Source organism: Micromonospora sp. DT53 (assembly GCF_049841535.1).
GTDB lineage: Bacteria > Actinomycetota > Actinomycetes > Mycobacteriales > Micromonosporaceae > Micromonospora.
Map to the genome: position 1 here is coordinate 12821 of NZ_JBNCKM010000012.1, position 16812 is coordinate 29632.

The window sequence follows — 16812 nt, forward strand, 5'->3', positions numbered from 1 at the left end:
GTGTCAAACTCTAGACCCGACGCGCACGGGTTGGTTGTGGCCCTCGGAGCCGGGGCGGGGCGCCCCGGCAGGTCCGTGCCGCCACGCTTCAACAGTCTGTTGACAATCTGGCGTTCATGGGGTGTGCTCGGGAACATGACGACCGAGGACCTGTTCGCCGCACCGGACCCGGGCCGGGCCCGCGCCCACCGCACCCACGAGGCGTTACAGCGGATCAGCGAACGGCACGCCGGCTCCGAGGCGCGGCGCGGGCGGTGGGCCCACCCGTACGTGCTCGACCCGTGGGAGGCCGTCGCCCTGGTCACCGCGCTCGCCGCCGGCGGGGCCGAGCACGAACCCGCGGAGGAGCCGATCGACGCCGCCGACCTCACCGCCGCGCTGACCCTGCTGCCACACGTCCGCGCCGAGCTGGACGCCCTGGAGGCCGGCCTGCTGACGCTGGCCCGCGACCGGGGGCTGACCTGGCAGGCGATCGCGTACGGGCTGGGGCTGGGCAGCGCACAGGCGGCCCGACAGCGCTACGAACGGGTGGCCGCCCGCTCGTCCGAGCAGAACGCCGGATCCGGCACGTCCTGAGCCGACGCCCGGATCGGCACGCCGCGCCTGCGACGGCGGTCGGACGGGCACACTGTGCGCACGACGAGGAGGCACCCATGGAGCGCGCGGAGATGCTGGCGTACTGCCTGGCCAAGCCGGGAGCGTGGCTGGACCGGCCGTGGGAGGGCGACGAGGTGGTGAAGGTGGGCGGCCGGATCTTCGCGTTCCTCGGCAGCGACGGGGGCAAACCGACTGTCGGCATCAAGTGCGGGCCGACCCGCGAGATCGCCGACGCGTGGCTGCACCGGCACCCCGGCGACGCCAGGGTGATGGCCTACATCGGCCGGTCCGGGTGGAACACGCTGCGCCTGGACGGCGGAATCGACGACGAGGAGCTGACCGAGGCGGTCGACTCGTCGTACGACATGGTGGTGGCCAAGCTCCCCAAGCGGGAGCGCCCGACGGCCTGAACCGGCCGCGGCGCCGACGGCAGGCGCCGACGCCACGGCACCGCTCAGCGCGGGACGACAGGTTCGGCGGCCCACTCCCGCCAGCTCGCCAGCCGGTCCGCCGCGGCGGCGAGCTGGTCGGCGACCGGGCCGGGGCCGGTGGAGCCGGGGGTGGTCCGGGCCGCGAGAGCCGAACGGACCGAGAGCACGTCGCGCACCGACGGGTCGAGGTGCCCGCTGATCGTGGCCAGGTCCTCGTTGGAAACGTCGCTCAGCTCGCACTCCCGAGCCGCGCAGAGCGCCACCAGCTGGCCGGTGATCTCGTGCGCGTCGCGGAACGGCACGTTGCGTCGGACCAGCCAGTCGGCGACCTCGGTGGCGAGGGAGAAGCCGACCGGGGCGGCGGCGACGAGGCGGTCCACCCGGACCGTCATCGTGGAGATCATTCCCGCCAGGGCCGGAAGCAGCAGCTCCAGGGTGTCGACCGCGTCGAAGGCCGGCTCCTTGTCCTCCTGCATGTCCCGGTCGTAGGTCATCGGCAGGCCCTTGAGCATGGTGAGCACTGTCATCAGGCCGCCGACCAGACGCCCGGACTTGCCCCGGGCCAGCTCGGCGATGTCCGCGTTCTTCTTCTGCGGCATGATCGACGAGCCGGTGGCGAACGAGTCGTCCAGCTCCACCCAGCCGAACTCGTGCGAGGTCCAGAGCACCACCTCCTCGCCGAGGCGGGACAGGTGCACCCCGATCAGGGCGGTGGTGAAGAGGAACTCGGCCACGAAGTCCCGGTCGGCGACGGCGTCCATCGAGTTGGCGAACGACGTACGGAAACCCAGCTCCTTGGCCACGGCCACCGGGTCCAGCGGGAGCCCGGAACCGGCCAGGGCGCCCGCGCCGAGCGGGCTGATCGCCGCCCGGTGGTCCCAGTCGCGCAGCCGTTCCAGATCGCGCAGCAGCGGCTGCACGTGCGCGAGCAGCCAGTGCCCGAAGGTGACCGGCTGGGCGTGCTGGAGGTGGGTCATGCCCGGCGCGGCGGTGTCGATGTGCCGCTCGGCCTGCTCGACAAGCGCCTCCGCCAACTCCACCAGGCGGCTGGCCACGCCCCGGGCGTGGTCGCGCAGGTAGAGCCGCAGGTCGGTGGCGACCTGGTCGTTGCGCGACCGGCCGGCGCGCAGCTTGCCACCGAGGCTGCCGAGACGCTCCAGCAGACCGCGCTCCAACGCGGTGTGCACGTCCTCGTCGTCGATGGTGGGGCGGAACGAGCCGGAGGCGCAGGCGGCCTCCAGGTCGTCCAGCGCCGCCAGCATCCGGCCCAGCTCCTCCGGATCGAGCAGGCCGGCGCCGGCCAGGACCCGGGCGTGCGCCCGGGAACCGGCGATGTCGTACGGGGCCAGGCGCCAGTCGAACTGCACGCTCACCGACAGTCGGGCGAGCGCCTCGGCGGGGCCACCCGCGAACCGGCCACCCCAGAGGCTCGTCCGGTTGGTGGCGGCGCTGTTCTCGGTCAGGCTCTTGTCGTCCACGTCGCCCATCATTGCGCTGGTTGCCTTTCGCTCGCGACTGCGGGGCCTACTCGCCGCGCTCGCTCGGTCTGCGCGCTCGCACGCGTCACTGTCCGCCACCGCCCAGCCGGGCGTCCCGGGCGGCGGCCATCCGACTCGGCAGCCCCCACAACTGCACGAAGCCCTTGGCCAGGGACTGGTCGAAGGTGTCGCCGGTGTCGTAGGTGGCCATCCCGAAGTCGTAGAGGCTCGCCTCGGAGCGCCGGCCGGTCACCGTGGCCCGGCCGCCGTGCAGGATCATCCGCACCTCGCCGCTCACGTGCCGCTGCGCGTCGTCGATGAACGCGTCCAGCGACGCCTTCAGCGGCGAGAACCACAGCCCGTCGTAGACCAGCTCACCCCAGCGCTGGTCGATGCCCTTCTTGAACCGGGCCACGTCCCGCTCGACGGTCACCGCCTCCAACTCCTGGTGGGCGGTGATCAGCGCGATCGCGCCGGGCGCCTCGTACACCTCGCGGCTCTTGATGCCGACCAGGCGGTCCTCGACCATGTCGAGCCGGCCCACGCCCTGGGCGCCGGCGCGTCGGTTGAGCTCCAGGATCGCCTGGTACGGGGTGACCGTCTCACCGTCGATCGCCACCGGCACGCCGCCGTCGAAGGTGATCACGACCTCGTCGGGGTCGCGCTCCTGTGTCGGGTCGGAGGTGTACGAGTAGAGGTCCTCCACGGGTGCGTTCCAGATGTCCTCCAGGAAGCCGGTCTCCACCGCGCGACCCCACAGGTTCTGGTCGATCGAGTACGGCGACTTGGCCGACACGTCGATCGGCAGCCCCTTCTCCTCGGCGAAGGCGATCGCCTTGTCCCGGGTCCAGGCGAAGTCCCGGGCCGGCGCGATGATCTTCAGGTCGGGGGCGAGCGCGTTCAGGCCCACCTCGAACCGGACCTGGTCGTTGCCCTTGCCGGTGCAGCCGTGCGACACGATCGTGCCGCCGTGCTTGCGCGCCGCGGTCACCAGGTGCTTGACGATCAGCGGCCGGGACAGCGCCGACACCAGCGGGTAGCGATCCATGTAGAGGGCGTTGGCCCGGATCGCCGGCAGGCAGTAGTCGGCGGCGAACTCGTCGCGCGCGTCCACCACCTCGGACTCGGCGGCGCCGCAGTCCAGGGCACGCTGACGGATGGCGTCGAGGTCCTCGCCGCCCTGCCCGACGTCGACCGCGACCGCGATCACCTCGGCGCCGGTCTGCTCGGACAGGTACGGAATGGCGACGGAGGTGTCCAACCCTCCGGAGTACGCGAGCACGACCCGCTCGGTCATGGCGTGCTGTTCCCTTCAACTGTGTCTTCCCGGCGGGCCCAGCCGGCGAGCTTGTCTCCGAGTGCGGCCCCGCCGACGGCCTCACGGGCCACCACGAGGATGGTGTCGTCGCCCGCGATGGTGCCGACGATCTCGGGCAGGCCCGCCCGGTCCAACGCGCTGGCCAGGTACTGGGCCGCGCCCGGCGGTGTCCGCAGCACGGCGATGTTGCCGCTGGAGTCGACCCCGTTGAGCAGTTCGCGCAGCAGCCGTACCAGCCGGGCCGGGGCGGCCTCGGCGTCGCGCAACGGGCGCTGCCCGTCCTCGGGGATCAGGTAGACGGCCGGGCCGTCGCCGCCGCGCACCTTGACCGCGCCCAACTCCTCCAGGTCCCGCGAGAGGGTGGCCTGGGTGACGCCCACACCGTCGGCGGCGAGCAGGTCGGCCAGTTCGGTCTGCGAGCGGATCGCCCGGTCGCGGATCAGCTCCACGATCCGGGCGTGCCGGGCCGCGCGGGTCAGCGGCGCGGTCATCGCGGCCCGCCGGTCACGGCGTCGCCGGTCACGGCGTCGCCGGTCACGATTCCCAGGAGGAACGTCAGCAGCGCCTTCTGCGCGTGCAGCCGGTTCTCGGCCTGGTCGAAGACCGCGCTCTGCGGCCCGTCGAGCACCTCGTCGGTGATCTCCTCGCCGCGGTGCGCGGGCAGGCAGTGCAGCACGATCGCGTCCGGCGCGGCCTGGCCGAGCAACTCCTTGTTGACCTGGTACGGCAGGAACGGGGTGATCCGGTCCAACCCGTCGGCCTCCTGCCCCATCGACGTCCAGGTGTCGGTGGCCAGCACGTCGGCGTCGCGGACCGCCTGGGCCGGGTCGGTCAACACCCGCACCGACCCGCCGGTGTCCGCCGCGATCCGGGCCGCCCGTTCCACCACGGCCGCGTCCGGCGCGAACCCGGCCGGGCCGGCGATCCGCACGTGCATCCCGGCCGTCGCCCCGGCCAGCAGGTACGACTGCGCCATGTTGTTCGCGCCGTCCCCCACGTACGCCAGGGTGCGGCCGGCCGTGCCACCGCACCGCTCCCGGACGGTGAGCAGGTCGGCCAGCAACTGGCACGGGTGGAAACCGTCGGTGAGCGCGTTGATCACCGGCACGCTGGCGCCCGCCGCCACCTCGGCGATCCGCTCGTCACCATGGGTCCGCAGCACGATCGCCGCGACGTAGCGGGACAGCACGCGACCCGCGTCCGCGAGGGACTCGCCACGGCCGAAGTGGGTGACCTGGGTGTCCACGACGAGAGGGTGCCCGCCCAACTCGGCGATCCCGGCGTCGAACGAGATCCTGGTCCGCAGGCTCTGCTTGTCGAAGAGCACCGCCACCGAGCGGGGGCCGACCAGCGGCCGGTGGCCGAACCGATCCGCCTTCATCCGCGCCGCCAGGTCGAGGACCGCGGACTGTTCGGCGGGCGAGAGGTCGTCGTCGCGCAGGAAGTGCCGGGTCATCGAGTCGTCCCCGTCGTGGTGGTCGGCGTCGAGATCTTGGAAGATTTCGGCCCCTGGAGGGGCGCTTTCCCTCCAAGATCTGCGGCGGTTCCGGCCGCGGCCGGGGCGGTCGCGTCCAGTGCGGCGGGTAGGGCCGCGAGGAAGGCGTCCGCCTGGGCGGCGGTGAGGATCAGCGGCGGAGCCAGCCGGAGCGCACCTGGCTGCACCGGATTGACCAGGAAGCCCGCTTCCCGCAGGGCGTCGGCCAGCACCGACGCCACCGGCGCGGTGAGCGCCACGCCGAGCAGCAGCCCGGCACCGCGCACCTCGGCGATGAGCGGGTGGCCCAGCGCCTCGATGCCGCGACGCAACCGCTCACCGACCCGCTTGACGTTGTCGAGCAGGCCCTCGTTGGCGATGGTCGCCACCACGGCGAGCGCCGCCGCGCAGCTGACCGGGTTACCGCCGAACGTGGTGCCGTGCGAGCCAGGGGTGAGCAGGTCCGCGGCAGGGCCGAAGGCCAGCGTCGCGCCGATGGGCAGCCCGCCACCCAGCCCCTTCGCCAGGGTGACCACGTCCGGCTCCACGCCCTCGGCCTGGTGCGCGAACCAGTGCCCGGTACGCCCGACACCGGTCTGCACCTCGTCGAGGACCAGCAGCGCGCCGTGCCGGGCGGTGATCCGCCGAGCCGCGGCGAGATAACCGGCCGGCGGGACGAGGACGCCGTTCTCACCCTGGATGGGTTCCAGGATCACCATGGCGGTGGCGTCGGAGACGGCCGCGTCGAGGGCGGCGACATCGCCGTAGTCGACGTGGGTCACCTCGCCGGGCAGCGGCCGGAACGGGTCGGCCTTGGCCGGTTGGCCGGTCAACGCGAGGGCGCCCATGGTGCGGCCGTGGAAGCCGCCCCGGGTGGCCACCACGTGGGTGCGGCCGGTGCGCCGGGAGAGCTTGAACGCCGCCTCGTTCGCCTCCGCGCCCGAGTTGGCGAAGAAGACCCGCCCGGGCCGGCCGGCGAGCGCCAACAGCAGCTCGGCGAGGGCGACCGGCGGCTCGGCCACATAGAGGTTGGAGACGTGCCCAAGGGTCGCGACCTGCTTCGACACCGCCGCCACCACCGCCGGATGGGCGTGACCGAGGGCGTTGACCGCGATGCCACCCACCAGGTCGAGGTACTCCCGGCCGGCGTCGTCGACCACGACGGCACCGGCGCCGGAGACCAACGCCAACGGCGGCGTGCCGTAGTTGTCCATCATGGACTGCTTCCACCGCTGCGCCAACGTGCTCATGTCGCGTCCGTCCCGTCTGCCGGCACCACCATCGTTCCGAACCCTTCCGAGGTGAACACCTCGAGCAACGTGGAGTGCGCCACCCGACCGTCGACGACGTGCGCGGCGGGCACTCCCCCACGCACCGCCCGCAGGCAGGCCTCCATCTTCGGCACCATCCCCGACTCGAGGCTGGGCAACAGCTTGGCCAGGTCGTCCGCCGCGATCTCGGACACCAGGCTTGTGGTGTCCGGCCAGTCGGCGTACAGACCGGCCACGTCGGTCAGCACCACGAGCTTTCGAGCCCGCAGGGCGATGGCCAACGCCGCGGCGGCGGTGTCCGCGTTGAGGTTGTGCAACACGCCCTCCACGTCCGGCGCCACCGTGGAGATCACCGGAATCCGACCGGCCTCGATCAGGTCGGTCACCGCGGACACGTCGACCGACTCGACGTCCCCGACCTGGCCCACGTCGACCGGCACCCCGTCCACGTACGCCGGACGGCGCACCGCGGTGAACAGCCGGGCGTCCTCCCCGGAGAGGCCGACGGCGTACGGACCGTGCGAGTTGATCAAACCCACCAACTCCCGGCCCACCTGACCGACAAGCACCATCCGGACCACGTCCATCGCCTCGGCGGTGGTCACCCGCAGACCACCCCGGAACTCGCTGGCGATGCCGAGGCGACCCAGCATCGCGGAGATCTGCGGACCACCACCGTGCACCACCACGGGCTTCAGGCCCACAAAGCGCAGAAAGACCATGTCGGCCGCGAACGCCCGCTGCAACTCCGGGTCGGTCATCGCGTTGCCGCCGTACTTGACCACGATCGTCGAGCCGGAGAAGCGCGCCAACCAGGGCAGCGCCTCGATCAGCGTCTCCGCCTTGACCTGGGCGCGAGCCAGGTCGCTGCTGAGTGTCATGTGGAATACGCCGAGTTCTCGTGGACGTACGCGTGGGACAGATCGTTGGTCCAGATCGTGGCGGCCGACGTGCCCGCGTGCAGGTCGATCCGGATGGTCACGTCCCGCCCGGTCAGGTCGACCTTCGAGCGGTCCTCGGCGGCGGCGCCGCCCCGGCACACCCACACCCCGTTGACCGCCACGTCCACCTCGTCCGGCTCGAACGCTGCGGCGGTCGTCCCGACGGCGGCGAGGATCCGGCCCCAGTTCGGGTCGTTGCCGAACAGCGCCGTCTTGACCAGGTTGTTGCGGGCCACCGTACGGCCCACCTCGACCGCCTCGTCCTCGTCCGCCGCGCCGACCACGTCGATGGCGACCTGCTTCGTCGCGCCCTCGGCGTCGGCCACCAACTGCTGGGCCAGGTCGTGACAGGCCGCGGTGACGGCGGCAGCCAACTCGGCCGGCGTCGGCTCGATGCCGCTCGCGCCGCTGGCCAGCAGCAGCACGGTGTCGTTCGTGGACATGCAACCGTCGGAGTCGACCCGGTCGAAGGTGATCCGGGTCGCCGCGCGCAACGCCTCGTCCAGCGTCGCCGGCCCGGCCACCGCGTCGGTGGTCAGCACGCACAGCATGGTGGCCATCCCCGGCGCGAGCATCCCGGAGCCCTTGGCCATGCCGCCGACAGTCCAGCCGCTCCCCCGGGCCACAGTGGTCTTCGGCCGGGTGTCCGTGGTCATGATCGCCTCGGCGGCGGCCGGGCCACCGTCGCGGGACAGGCCCCGGATCGCCGAGCGGACGCCCGGCAGCAGCTTCGGCATCGGCAGCCGCTCACCGATCAGGCCGGTCGAGCAGACCGCGACCTCACCGGCACCGAGGATCAACCGTGGGCTGACCGAGGTCAACACGGCGGCGGTGTGCTCGGCGGTGGCGTGCGTGTCCTGGAAGCCGGCCGGGCCGGTGCAGGCGTTGGCGCCACCGGAGTTGAGCACCACGGCGCGGACCACACCGCCCTGCACGACCCGCTGGCTCCAGAGCACCGGCGCGGCCTTGACCCGGTTGGTGGTGAAGACACCGGCCACGCCGGTGTCCGGACCGTCGTTGACCACCAGGGCGACATCCGCGCCACCGCTGGCCTTGAGGCCGGCGGCCACACCGGCCGCCCGGAACCCCCGAGGGGTGGTGACACTCACGGCGCCTGCCTTTCGTTCGCGACTGCGGGGCTCCGCTGCGCTGCACTCCTCGCGCTCACGGCGCGGTTCCCCAGATCGACAGGCCCGTCGTCTCCGGCAGGCCGAGCATCAGGTTGGCGTTCTGGACGGCCTGACCGGCGGCGCCCTTGCCCAGGTTGTCCAACGCGCTGAGCACGATCAGACGACCCGAGTCGACGTCGACGGTGGCCTGTAGGTGACACGAGTTGGAGCCCAGGGTGGCGGCGGTGTGCGGCCAGCGGCCCTCCGGCAGCACGTGCACGAACGGCGCGTCCGCGTACGCCCGCGCCAGCACGTCCTGCGGGTCGACGCCGCGCGCCGGCACCGCCGTGACCGTGGCCAGGATGCCGCGCGGCATCGGCGCCAGGACCGGTGTGAACGACAGGCCTGTCGCGCCGGTGGCCTGCTTGATCTCCGGGACGTGCTGGTGGGTTCCCACCCGGTACGGCGACAGGTCGCCCATCACCTCGCTGGCCAACAGGTGCGGCTTGGCCGCCCGGCCGGCCCCGGAGGTGCCGGAGGCGGCGACCACCACCACGTCGGCGGGGCTGGCCGCGCCGTCGGCGATCAGCGGCGCGAGCGCCAGGGTGATCGCGGCGGCGTAGCAGCCGGTGTTCGCCACCCGGGTGGAGTCGGCGATCAGCTCCCGCTGGCCGGGCAGCTCGGGCAGACCGTAGGTCCACTGCCCGGCGTGCGTGCCGCCGTAGTACTGCGCCCAGGCGTACGGGTCGGCCAGCCGGTGGTCGGCGCCCAGGTCGACGACCCGCACCTCGGCCGGGAGCTGTGCCGCGAGGGCCGCCGACTCGCCGTGCGGCAGGGCCAGGAAGACCAGGTCGGCGTCGGCCAGAGTGGTTGGATCGGTCTTGCCGAGCACCAGGTCGAGCCCGGTGAGCTGTGGGTGCACCACGTCGACGCGGTGTCCGGCCTGGCTGTGCGCGGTGGCGGCGACCAGGTCGAACTCCGGGTGCCCGGCGATCAGGCGCAGCAGTTCGCCCCCGGCATACCCGCTCGCTCCGGCGACCGCGACTCGGATCCCCATACTCACCTCCGCATGACTATGCAGCGAAGGCTAGCAGCGGCCCAGGGCCCACTGCAACTTAATACGGCCGACTGCATGGTGATGTACCCCTGCCCCCTGGATCGGGTCGGGTGGGCGCAGACGTGGTCGGCGAGGTCGACGAGGCAGCCGAGGCGGTGGGCCGCACGATCGTGCCGGAATCCCCGCTCGCACCGGCGGCGGGGGCTCCTCGCGGGTTCTACGTGACGATCGGGCGCACATCGTTGTCATGGGCGATGCTGCTCTCACCCGAGCCGGAGTTACCTCGAACGCAGACGAGGATCGTTGAGTCCGGGGAATTGCGTCCGATGCAAGAAGTGTCGGCATGCTGGCCTTCTGGCACGGGGAACTCTCGCAGTCGCACGACGCCTCCTTGGCTTCAGTTGTCGCGGACGGTGAGGTTCCGACGCCGTGGTCACGACAGCCCGAACAGAATGTGGGCGACGGCCTGCGGCTCTGACAGGAACGGGTGGTGGCCCGTCGACAGTTCAACGACCTTGTCGGCGCGGCGGGAGAACTCACGTTGGGACGACGCGGGAGTGCCGCGATCGTCGGCGCACACCACGTACGTTGTCGGCAGGTCGTGCCATGCCACCTGCTGCACCGGCTGCTGGGTGACGGCCATCGTCTGCCGGATCAGGCGAGCCGCACCTTCGCGGATGATGTCCGGCGGGCAGTCCTGCATGAAGGTCTCGGCGAACAACTGCGGCACCGCGCCGAACGTGCCGCCCTCGGGGTCGAAGTCAAGGAACGGCGGCGGTTCCGCAGCGCCGAAGGTCGACAGCGACTCGCCCGGCTCGGGCAGATAGCTCGACACGAAAACCATGTGCCGCACCGATGCGACGCCCACTGCGGCCTCGGCCGCAACGATTCCGCCATAGCTGTGTCCCACGACCACCGTCGGCTGATCGCCCGCAGCCAGCACGGTCCGCACCGCCGCGACGTCCTCCGGCAGGCCGGGACCGTTCGAACCGGCGGGCCGATCGCCCTCACCGCAGCTCGGCAACGCCGGGGAGACGCTGCTGATGCCCCGCTCGCGCAGTGCTTCGGCGGTCGGGTGCCACCACCAGGCGCCGTCCCGAACACACGCACCGTGCACGAATACCACTCGCATCTCTGCCTCCTTCTCCGGCTGGGATCAACGTTAGACGTACCGCCAGTTACGTGAAAAAGTGTGATGGTGGGACGTCACAAGCAGCCCGAGATCCGCGACCGCATCCTCGACGCCTGCGTCGATCACGCGCTCGCCCACGGCCTGCCCGACCGTCTCGAACCGTTGGTGAAGGCATCGGGCTACTCGACCCGCATGCTGATCTACCACTTCGGGACGCGCGACGCGCTGCTGCGCGAGACCCTGCGCCGGGCACGGCAGCGTCAGCGCGAGTTCTACGGCGACCTGTTGTCCCCCACGCCGGGCGAGCCTTACCTGAGCACGCTGCGGCGCACGTGGCAGGCCATGACCGGCCCCGAGGGCCGCCCCTACCTCAGCATGTTCGGCAAGCTCCGTCAGGACGCAGAGCAGCAGTTGTGGCCGAACTTCCGGCGCGAGGCCACCACCGACTGGCTGCAGCCCCTCGAGGACGGCATGCGTACCGTCGGCCGCCCCGAGCTCGCCACTCTCGTGCTGGCCGTCATCCGCGGCCTCATCATGGACGTCGAGGCCACCGGCGACACGCCGCGAGCCGACCGGGCCTTCGACGATTTCCTGGACGCGCTCGTCCTCATGACGACCGCTGGCAAGGTCGGCACGGACGGCTCAGGCAGATCGTGAAGCCGCCGGCCTCGACGGAGCAAGGGCGCAGAGGGACCACCCAGCGCCGCCGTACGCGAAAGAGGCCCTGACCCAGTGAGAAAACCAGGTCAGAGCCTTGATCGTTGGTGCGCCGCCAGGGACTCGAACCCGCGGACCAAGAGATCGCGGGGCGGGGGCGGGCCGACCCCTGTCAGGCGCCGCGCAGGGTGGCGCCGAGGCGCTCCGCCGCGACGGCGACCGCCGCGTCCCGTGCCGCGACCGCCTCCTCGACGGTGAGCGTCCGGTCCGGTGCCCGGAAGGTGAGCTTGTACGCCAGCGACCGGCGACCCTCGCCGAGCTGCGCGCCGGAGTACACGTCGAACAGCCGCACGTCCTCCAGCAGCTCACCGGCGCCCGCCTCCAACGCCCGGCGCACCTGCTCCGCCGGCACCGAGTCGTCCACCACCAGGGCCACGTCGATCAGCGCCGGCGGGAAGCCGGAGACCGCCGGCGCGGGCGTCACCGGGGTGGGCGGCAGCGCGTCGAGGTTCAGCTCCATCGCGCTGGTACGGCGGGGCAGCTCCAACGCCGCTACCACCACCGGGTGCAGTTCGCCGGCGTGTCCGACGACCGAGTCGTCGACCCGCAGCTCGGCGCAGCGGCCCGGGTGCCACGGGGCGTACTCGGCGGCACGCACCTCGACCCGCTCGTCGGGGATCCCGGCGGCGGCCAGCACGTCACGGGCCGCCTCGATCGCGTCCGCCCAGCCGGCCGGGCGACCGGCACCCCACCAACCGGCCGGGTCCAGGTCGCCGGAGAGCACCACCGCGACGTGCACCGGCTGCGCCGGCACCACCGCGTCGGCGGCCGCGAACTCGGCGTCGGTGGGGCGTCGGTCCACGCCCATCGCCGGCGGGCTGCCGGCGCCGACGCGCGGGTGGAAGACCGCACCGATCTCGTAGAGGGCGAGGTCGCGGTGACCCCGGCCGAGGTTGCGCTTGAGGATGCCGAGCAGCGGGCCGAGCAGCGTGGTGCGCAGCAGCGGCTCCTCCTCGGACAGCGGGTTGGCCAGCCGCACCGCGGGCCGACGCGGGTCAGCGGCCGGCAGGCCGAGCTGGTCGGCCAGCTCCGGCGACACGAACGGGTGCGCGAGCACCTCCACGTACCCCCGCTCGGCCAGCGACCCGGCGACGGCCCGGCGGCGACGCTGCCGCGGGGTCAGACCGCGCCCCGGAGGCGCGGTCGGCAGCACCGACGGCACCTTGTCGTACCCGTCGAGGCGGACCACCTCCTCGACCAGGTCGGCCGGGTCGGTCAGGTCGGGCCGCCAGGTCGGCGGGGTGACGCTCAGCACCGCCCCGACGCCGCTGGCCACGCCGACCGCGCCCGGGTCCTCGGACAACCGGTCCGTGCCCTGCGCCACCGTGCAGCCGACCCGCTCCAGCAGGGCGACCACCCGCGCCGGCGGGTACTCGACGCCGACCCGCCGGGTCGGCAGATCCGCCGGAAGGCTGATCGGGGTACGCGGCCGCACGTGGTCGATGTCCAGGATCTCCGCGCTCGGCGTGCCCCCGCCGTGCTCGGTGAGCAGCCGCACGGCACGCTCCAGCGCGACAAGCGCCACGGCCGGGTCGACGCCCCGCTCCCAGCGCTTCGCGGCCTCGCTGAACAGCTTGTGCCGGCGGGCCGTGCGCCCGACCATCGCCGGGTCCCAGTGCGCCGCCTCGAAGAGCACGTTCGTGGTGCCGGCAACGACCTCACTGGTCTCGCCGCCCATCACCGCGGCGAGGGAGATCGGCCCAGTGTCGTCGCAGATCACCATGTCGTCGGCGGTGAGCACCCGGTTGACGCCGTCGAGGGTGGTCAGCTTCTCCCCCGCCTCGGCGCGACGGACCACCAGCGGCCCGACGATCCGGTCGGCGTCGAAGGCGTGCATCGGCTGACCCAGCTCCACCATCACGTAGTTGGTGATGTCGACGGGCAGCGAGATGCTGCGGATGCCGGCGGTGACGAGCCGCTGCTGCATCCAGGACGGCGTGGGCGCGGTCGGGTCGACCCCGCGGACCAGGCGGGCCGTGAACCTGTCGCAGCCGACAGTGTCGCGGACCTCCACCGGGTACGCCGGCGTCTCGGTGCCGCCCGGAGCCGGCGCCAGGGCCGGGTCGCGCAGCGGCACGTCGAACGCGTGCGACAGCTCCCGGGCCAGGCCGCGCAGGCTCAGCGCGTACCCCCGGTCCGGGGTGATCTCCAGATCGAGCACGACGTCGTCGAGGCCGACCACCGGGCGCGCGTCGTCACCCGGCTTCGCCGTCACGTCCGGACCCAGCACGATGATCCCGGAGTGGTCGTCGCCCAGGCCCAGCTCCTTGACCGAGCAGATCATGCCCGCCGAGTTGTGCCCGTACGTCTTGCGGGCGCCGATCGCGAAACCGCCGGGCAGCACGCCGCCGGGCAGGATCACCACCACCCGGTCACCCTCGGCGAAGTTACGGGCACCGCAGACGATCTCCTGCGGCTCACCGGTGCCGTTGGCGGCGCCCACGTCGACCCGGCAGAACCGGATCGGCTTCTTGAAGCCGGTCAGCTCCTCGATCTCGCGGACCTCACCGACGACCAACTGGCCGGTGACGGTCTCGGCCAGGTCCACAGCGGACTCGACCTCGATGCCGAGGTCGACCAGGGCCTGCTCCAGGTCACCGGTGGGCAGGTCGGCGGGAAGGTCGACGTACTCCCGCAGCCAACTGACAGAAACTCGCATGACTTCAGACCACCGTTCCCGTGTCTCGTACCCGCATCGCCTACGCCCCGGTCCCGAGCGCGCGGCTGAACCGCACGTCGCCCTCGAAGAGATGGCGGATGTCGCTGACCCCGTGCCGGACCATCAGGGTCCGGTCGATGCCCATGCCGAAGGCGAAGCCGGAGTAGACCTCCGGGTCGACGCCGCAGGCGCGCAGCACCCGCGGGTTGACCATGCCGCAGCCACCCCACTCGACCCACTGCGGGCCGTCACGGTGCTCCGGGAACCACACGTCGAACTCCGCCGACGGCTCCGTGAACGGGAAGTAGTGCGGCCGCCACCGGGTCTTCGCCTCCGGGCCGAACATCGCCCGGGCGAAGTGGTCGAGCGTGCCCCGCAGGTGCGCCATCGTGATGCCCTTGTCGACCACCAGACCCTCGGCCTGGTGGAACACCGGGCTGTGGGTGGCGTCGATCTCGTCGGTGCGGTAGACGCGACCGGGCACGATCACGTAGATCGGCGGCTTGCGGCTGAGCATCGTCCGGGTCTGCACCGTGGACGTGTGCGTTCGCAACACCAGGCCGGAGCCCTCCGGTGCGATGTGGAACGTGTCCATCAACCCCCGCGCCGGGTGGTCGGCGGGGATGTTCAACGCGTCGAAGTTGACCCACTCCAGGTCGACCTCGGGCCCCTCGGCAACCTCGTAGCCCATCCCGACGAAGAGGTCGCTGATCGACTCCATCAGGGTGCTCAACGGGTGCCGGGCGCCACGCGGACGCCTGTCGTAGGGCAGGGTGACGTCCACCCGCTCCTCGACCAGCACCCGCTCGGCCTGCTCGCGCTCCACCACCTCGGCGCGCTCGGCGTACGCGGACTCGATGGCCCGTCGGGCCTCGTTGACCCGCTTGCCGGCGTCGGACTTCGCGGCCGGCGGCAGCGCGCCGATCTCCCGGCGGGCCAGCGAGACCGGTGACCGGTCACCCAGGTGCACCGAGCGCAGCGCGGTCAGCGCGTCCGGGTCGGCGGCGGCCTCGAACGCCTTCGTGGCGTCCGCGACGGCCTCGGCCAGGGCGGCGGGGTCGAGCAGGGCGACCTGCTTCGGGTCGTACGGATCGTTGCGGTAGCTCATGGCGTACGGGCACTCCCTCACGGCGGCGCCAGCCCTCACCGGGGCGGCTAGGCGAGTCTACGGACGCGCGGCTGTGCCGCAGCCCGCCGGTAGGAGTTGCGCAGGGAGCAGGTCAGGCCCGCCGCCCGCCGACACCGGCGGGCTGGCTAAACGAACGCCGTGTCGCGTTCATGGACGGACGCTCTCCCCTGCTGTCAGTCGCGCCGGAGGCGATCACCCTCAGCGCTGCGCTCTCGCTGAAGCGTACAGGCAGACCGCCGCGGCGGCAGCCAGGTTGAGGCTCTCCGCGCGCCCGTACAGCGGCACCCGCACCGTGGTGTCGGCGGCGGCGGTCAACTCCTCGGGCAGCCCGTGCGCCTCCGAGCCGAACAACCACGCGGTGGGCCCGACGAGCCGACCGTAGTCGGTCAGGTCGTCCAGGTCGTTGTCGCCGTACCCGGTGGTGGCGAAGATCGACAGCCCGGCGGCGCGCAGCGTGTCGACCACCGCGACCGGGTCGGGAGCGCGCACCACGTCGACGTGGAAGAGGCTGCCGGCCGAGGCCCGCACACACTTGCCGTTGTACGGGTCGACGGCGTCTCCGGCGAAGACCACCGCGCCCGCGCCGGCCGCGTCGGCGGTGCGCAACACCGTGCCGGCGTTGCCCGGGTCGCGGATCTCGGCGAGCACCGCCACCAGCCGGGGCGCGCCCGCGAGGGCCTGCTCCAGCGAGACGTCCACGTGCCGGCAGACGGCCACCAGCCCCTGCGGGGCGACCGTCTCGGTCAGCGCCGCGACGGCGTCGTCGGTCACCTCGGAGACCGGCACGTCGGCGCGGGCCGCCGTGGCGGCCAACTCCGGGTACCTGTCGAGCGCGGTGGTCGTACCGAACAGTTCGGTGACCACCCCCGGTCGCGCGAGGGCCTCGCGGACCGCCTGCGGGCCCTCGGCCAGGAAACGGCCGGTGGCGTCGCGGTCCCGGCGGCGTTGCAGACGGCGGGCGGCGACAACCCTGGGGGTACGCGGGGTGAAAGCCATGATGTGCGCTCCTCCGGCACGATTGAGGCGCCCCCCGGACGGCGATGCCGACGCGGGAGACGCCTCGCTCTGGTGCGTGGGGATCAGGCGGCCTGAGCCGCCGCGCCGCCGGTGCCCTCGGCCGTGACCGCGGCCCGGGCCAGCTCGACGATCGCCGCGAAAGAGGCGGCGTCGTTGACAGCCATGTCGGCCAGGATCTTGCGGTCGACCTCGATGCCGGCCAGACGCAGGCCCTGGATCAGACGGTTGTAGGTCATCCCGTTGGCCCGGGCGCCCGCGTTGATCCGCTGAATCCACAGCTGCCGGAAGTCGCCCTTGCGGTCGCGACGGTCCCGGTAGGCGTACTGCATCGAGTGCAGCACCTGCTCCTTGGCCTTGCGGTACAGGCGGGAGCGCTGACCGCGGTAACCACTCGCGGACTCCAGCAGGGTACGACGCTTCTTCTGGGCGTTTACAGCCCGCTTGACGCGTGCCATCTCAACTCCTAATTACGTAAAGGTGGC

Annotated in this window: 16 protein-coding genes; 3 read left to right on the forward strand and 13 right to left on the reverse strand. The window is 72.4% G+C overall.

Going from position 1 to position 16812, the window contains the following annotated elements:
• Positions 1 to 135: 135 nt before the first annotated feature.
• Positions 136 to 576: a DNA-binding protein gene (locus ACLQ3B_RS29805; protein WP_425784024.1), complete on the forward strand. Its 441-nt coding sequence runs from the start codon at positions 136 to 138 to the stop codon at positions 574 to 576.
• Between the two features lie 77 nt (positions 577 to 653).
• Positions 654 to 1007 (forward strand): MmcQ/YjbR family DNA-binding protein, encoded by a 354-nt coding sequence (locus ACLQ3B_RS29810; RefSeq protein ID WP_425784025.1) that lies wholly within the window; start codon positions 654 to 656, stop codon positions 1005 to 1007.
• Positions 1008 to 1051: 44 nt separating this feature from the next.
• Here the strand turns inward: ACLQ3B_RS29810 and argH are convergent, their stop codons facing one another.
• The 9 genes from argH to ACLQ3B_RS29855 all read right to left on the reverse strand — a co-directional run bounded on the left by argH (position 1052) and on the right by ACLQ3B_RS29855 (position 10808).
• Positions 1052 to 2515 carry an argininosuccinate lyase gene (argH, locus tag ACLQ3B_RS29815; protein ID WP_425784026.1) on the reverse strand — a complete coding sequence of 488 codons (1464 nt, stop codon included), beginning with the start codon at positions 2513 to 2515 and terminating at the stop codon, positions 1052 to 1054.
• A 76-nt stretch (positions 2516 to 2591) separates the two neighbouring features.
• The gene (locus ACLQ3B_RS29820; protein ID WP_425784027.1) at positions 2592 to 3803 is read right to left on the reverse strand and encodes an argininosuccinate synthase; all 1212 of its coding nucleotides are present in this window, start codon (positions 3801 to 3803) and stop codon (positions 2592 to 2594) included.
• Positions 3800 to 4315: an arginine repressor gene (locus ACLQ3B_RS29825; protein ID WP_425784028.1), complete on the reverse strand. Its 516-nt coding sequence runs from the start codon at positions 4313 to 4315 to the stop codon at positions 3800 to 3802. The genes ACLQ3B_RS29820 and ACLQ3B_RS29825 overlap by 4 nt, the downstream gene beginning before the upstream one ends.
• Entirely contained in the window at positions 4312 to 5280 is a 969-nt protein-coding gene (gene argF, locus ACLQ3B_RS29830) for an ornithine carbamoyltransferase (RefSeq protein WP_425784029.1), read from the reverse strand. Before argF ends, ACLQ3B_RS29825 begins: the two co-directional genes overlap by 4 nt.
• Positions 5277 to 6548: an acetylornithine transaminase gene (locus ACLQ3B_RS29835; RefSeq protein WP_425784030.1), complete on the reverse strand. Its 1272-nt coding sequence runs from the start codon at positions 6546 to 6548 to the stop codon at positions 5277 to 5279. The genes argF and ACLQ3B_RS29835 overlap by 4 nt, the downstream gene beginning before the upstream one ends.
• On the reverse strand, positions 6545 to 7450 hold the full coding sequence (gene argB, locus ACLQ3B_RS29840; protein ID WP_425784031.1) for an acetylglutamate kinase: 906 nt from the start codon (positions 7448 to 7450) through the stop codon (positions 6545 to 6547). Before argB ends, ACLQ3B_RS29835 begins: the two co-directional genes overlap by 4 nt.
• Positions 7447 to 8619, reverse strand: coding sequence for a bifunctional glutamate N-acetyltransferase/amino-acid acetyltransferase ArgJ (gene argJ / locus ACLQ3B_RS29845; protein ID WP_425784032.1), 1173 nt, complete (start codon positions 8617 to 8619; stop codon positions 7447 to 7449). Before argJ ends, argB begins: the two co-directional genes overlap by 4 nt.
• Positions 8620 to 8674: 55 nt before the next feature.
• A complete protein-coding gene (gene argC, locus ACLQ3B_RS29850; protein WP_425784033.1) occupies positions 8675 to 9676 on the reverse strand; it encodes an N-acetyl-gamma-glutamyl-phosphate reductase in 1002 nt (333 codons plus the stop codon).
• Positions 9677 to 10109: 433 nt separating this feature from the next.
• A complete protein-coding gene (locus ACLQ3B_RS29855) occupies positions 10110 to 10808 on the reverse strand; it encodes an alpha/beta hydrolase (protein WP_425784034.1) in 699 nt (232 codons plus the stop codon).
• A gap of 63 nt (positions 10809 to 10871) precedes the next feature.
• Here ACLQ3B_RS29855 and ACLQ3B_RS29860 point away from each other — a divergent pair, with 63 nt between their 5' ends.
• Positions 10872 to 11465, forward strand: a complete 594-nt coding sequence (locus ACLQ3B_RS29860; protein ID WP_425784035.1) for a TetR/AcrR family transcriptional regulator — start codon at positions 10872 to 10874, stop codon at positions 11463 to 11465.
• Between the two features lie 172 nt (positions 11466 to 11637).
• Here the strand turns inward: ACLQ3B_RS29860 and pheT are convergent, their stop codons facing one another.
• The 4 genes from pheT to rplT all read right to left on the reverse strand — a co-directional run bounded on the left by pheT (position 11638) and on the right by rplT (position 16785).
• Complete coding sequence (gene pheT / locus ACLQ3B_RS29865) at positions 11638 to 14184, reverse strand: phenylalanine--tRNA ligase subunit beta (protein WP_425784036.1); 2547 nt, start codon at positions 14182 to 14184, stop codon at positions 11638 to 11640.
• Between the two features lie 40 nt (positions 14185 to 14224).
• Positions 14225 to 15292, reverse strand: coding sequence for a phenylalanine--tRNA ligase subunit alpha (pheS, locus tag ACLQ3B_RS29870; RefSeq protein WP_030335722.1), 1068 nt, complete (start codon positions 15290 to 15292; stop codon positions 14225 to 14227).
• A 219-nt stretch (positions 15293 to 15511) separates the two neighbouring features.
• The gene (locus tag ACLQ3B_RS29875; RefSeq protein ID WP_425784037.1) at positions 15512 to 16309 is read right to left on the reverse strand and encodes a TrmH family RNA methyltransferase; all 798 of its coding nucleotides are present in this window, start codon (positions 16307 to 16309) and stop codon (positions 15512 to 15514) included.
• An 83-nt stretch (positions 16310 to 16392) separates the two neighbouring features.
• A complete protein-coding gene (gene rplT / locus ACLQ3B_RS29880) occupies positions 16393 to 16785 on the reverse strand; it encodes a 50S ribosomal protein L20 (RefSeq protein WP_030488429.1) in 393 nt (130 codons plus the stop codon).
• Positions 16786 to 16812: the final 27 nt, after the last annotated feature.

Bases quoted from the DNA above. Each gene is read 5' to 3' on its own strand.
- ACLQ3B_RS29860 (WP_425784035.1), top strand. From the start codon at position 10,872: ATGGTGGGACGTCACAAGCAGCCCGAGATCCGCGACCGCATCCTCGAC.
- argF (WP_425784029.1), bottom strand. From the start codon at position 5,280: ATGACCCGGCACTTCCTGCGCGACGACGACCTCTCGCCCGCCGAACAG.
- pheS (WP_030335722.1), bottom strand. From the start codon at position 15,292: ATGAGCTACCGCAACGATCCGTACGACCCGAAGCAGGTCGCCCTGCTC.
- ACLQ3B_RS29835 (WP_425784030.1), bottom strand. From the start codon at position 6,548: ATGAGCACGTTGGCGCAGCGGTGGAAGCAGTCCATGATGGACAACTAC.
- ACLQ3B_RS29875 (WP_425784037.1), bottom strand. From the start codon at position 16,309: ATGGCTTTCACCCCGCGTACCCCCAGGGTTGTCGCCGCCCGCCGTCTG.
- ACLQ3B_RS29805 (WP_425784024.1), top strand. From the start codon at position 136: ATGACGACCGAGGACCTGTTCGCCGCACCGGACCCGGGCCGGGCCCGC.
- argB (WP_425784031.1), bottom strand. From the start codon at position 7,450: ATGACACTCAGCAGCGACCTGGCTCGCGCCCAGGTCAAGGCGGAGACG.
- pheT (WP_425784036.1), bottom strand. From the start codon at position 14,184: ATGCGAGTTTCTGTCAGTTGGCTGCGGGAGTACGTCGACCTTCCCGCC.
- ACLQ3B_RS29810 (WP_425784025.1), top strand. From the start codon at position 654: ATGGAGCGCGCGGAGATGCTGGCGTACTGCCTGGCCAAGCCGGGAGCG.
- ACLQ3B_RS29825 (WP_425784028.1), bottom strand. From the start codon at position 4,315: ATGACCGCGCCGCTGACCCGCGCGGCCCGGCACGCCCGGATCGTGGAG.
- rplT (WP_030488429.1), bottom strand. From the start codon at position 16,785: ATGGCACGCGTCAAGCGGGCTGTAAACGCCCAGAAGAAGCGTCGTACC.
- argC (WP_425784033.1), bottom strand. From the start codon at position 9,676: ATGGGGATCCGAGTCGCGGTCGCCGGAGCGAGCGGGTATGCCGGGGGC.
- ACLQ3B_RS29820 (WP_425784027.1), bottom strand. From the start codon at position 3,803: ATGACCGAGCGGGTCGTGCTCGCGTACTCCGGAGGGTTGGACACCTCC.
- ACLQ3B_RS29855 (WP_425784034.1), bottom strand. From the start codon at position 10,808: ATGCGAGTGGTATTCGTGCACGGTGCGTGTGTTCGGGACGGCGCCTGG.
- argH (WP_425784026.1), bottom strand. From the start codon at position 2,515: ATGGGCGACGTGGACGACAAGAGCCTGACCGAGAACAGCGCCGCCACC.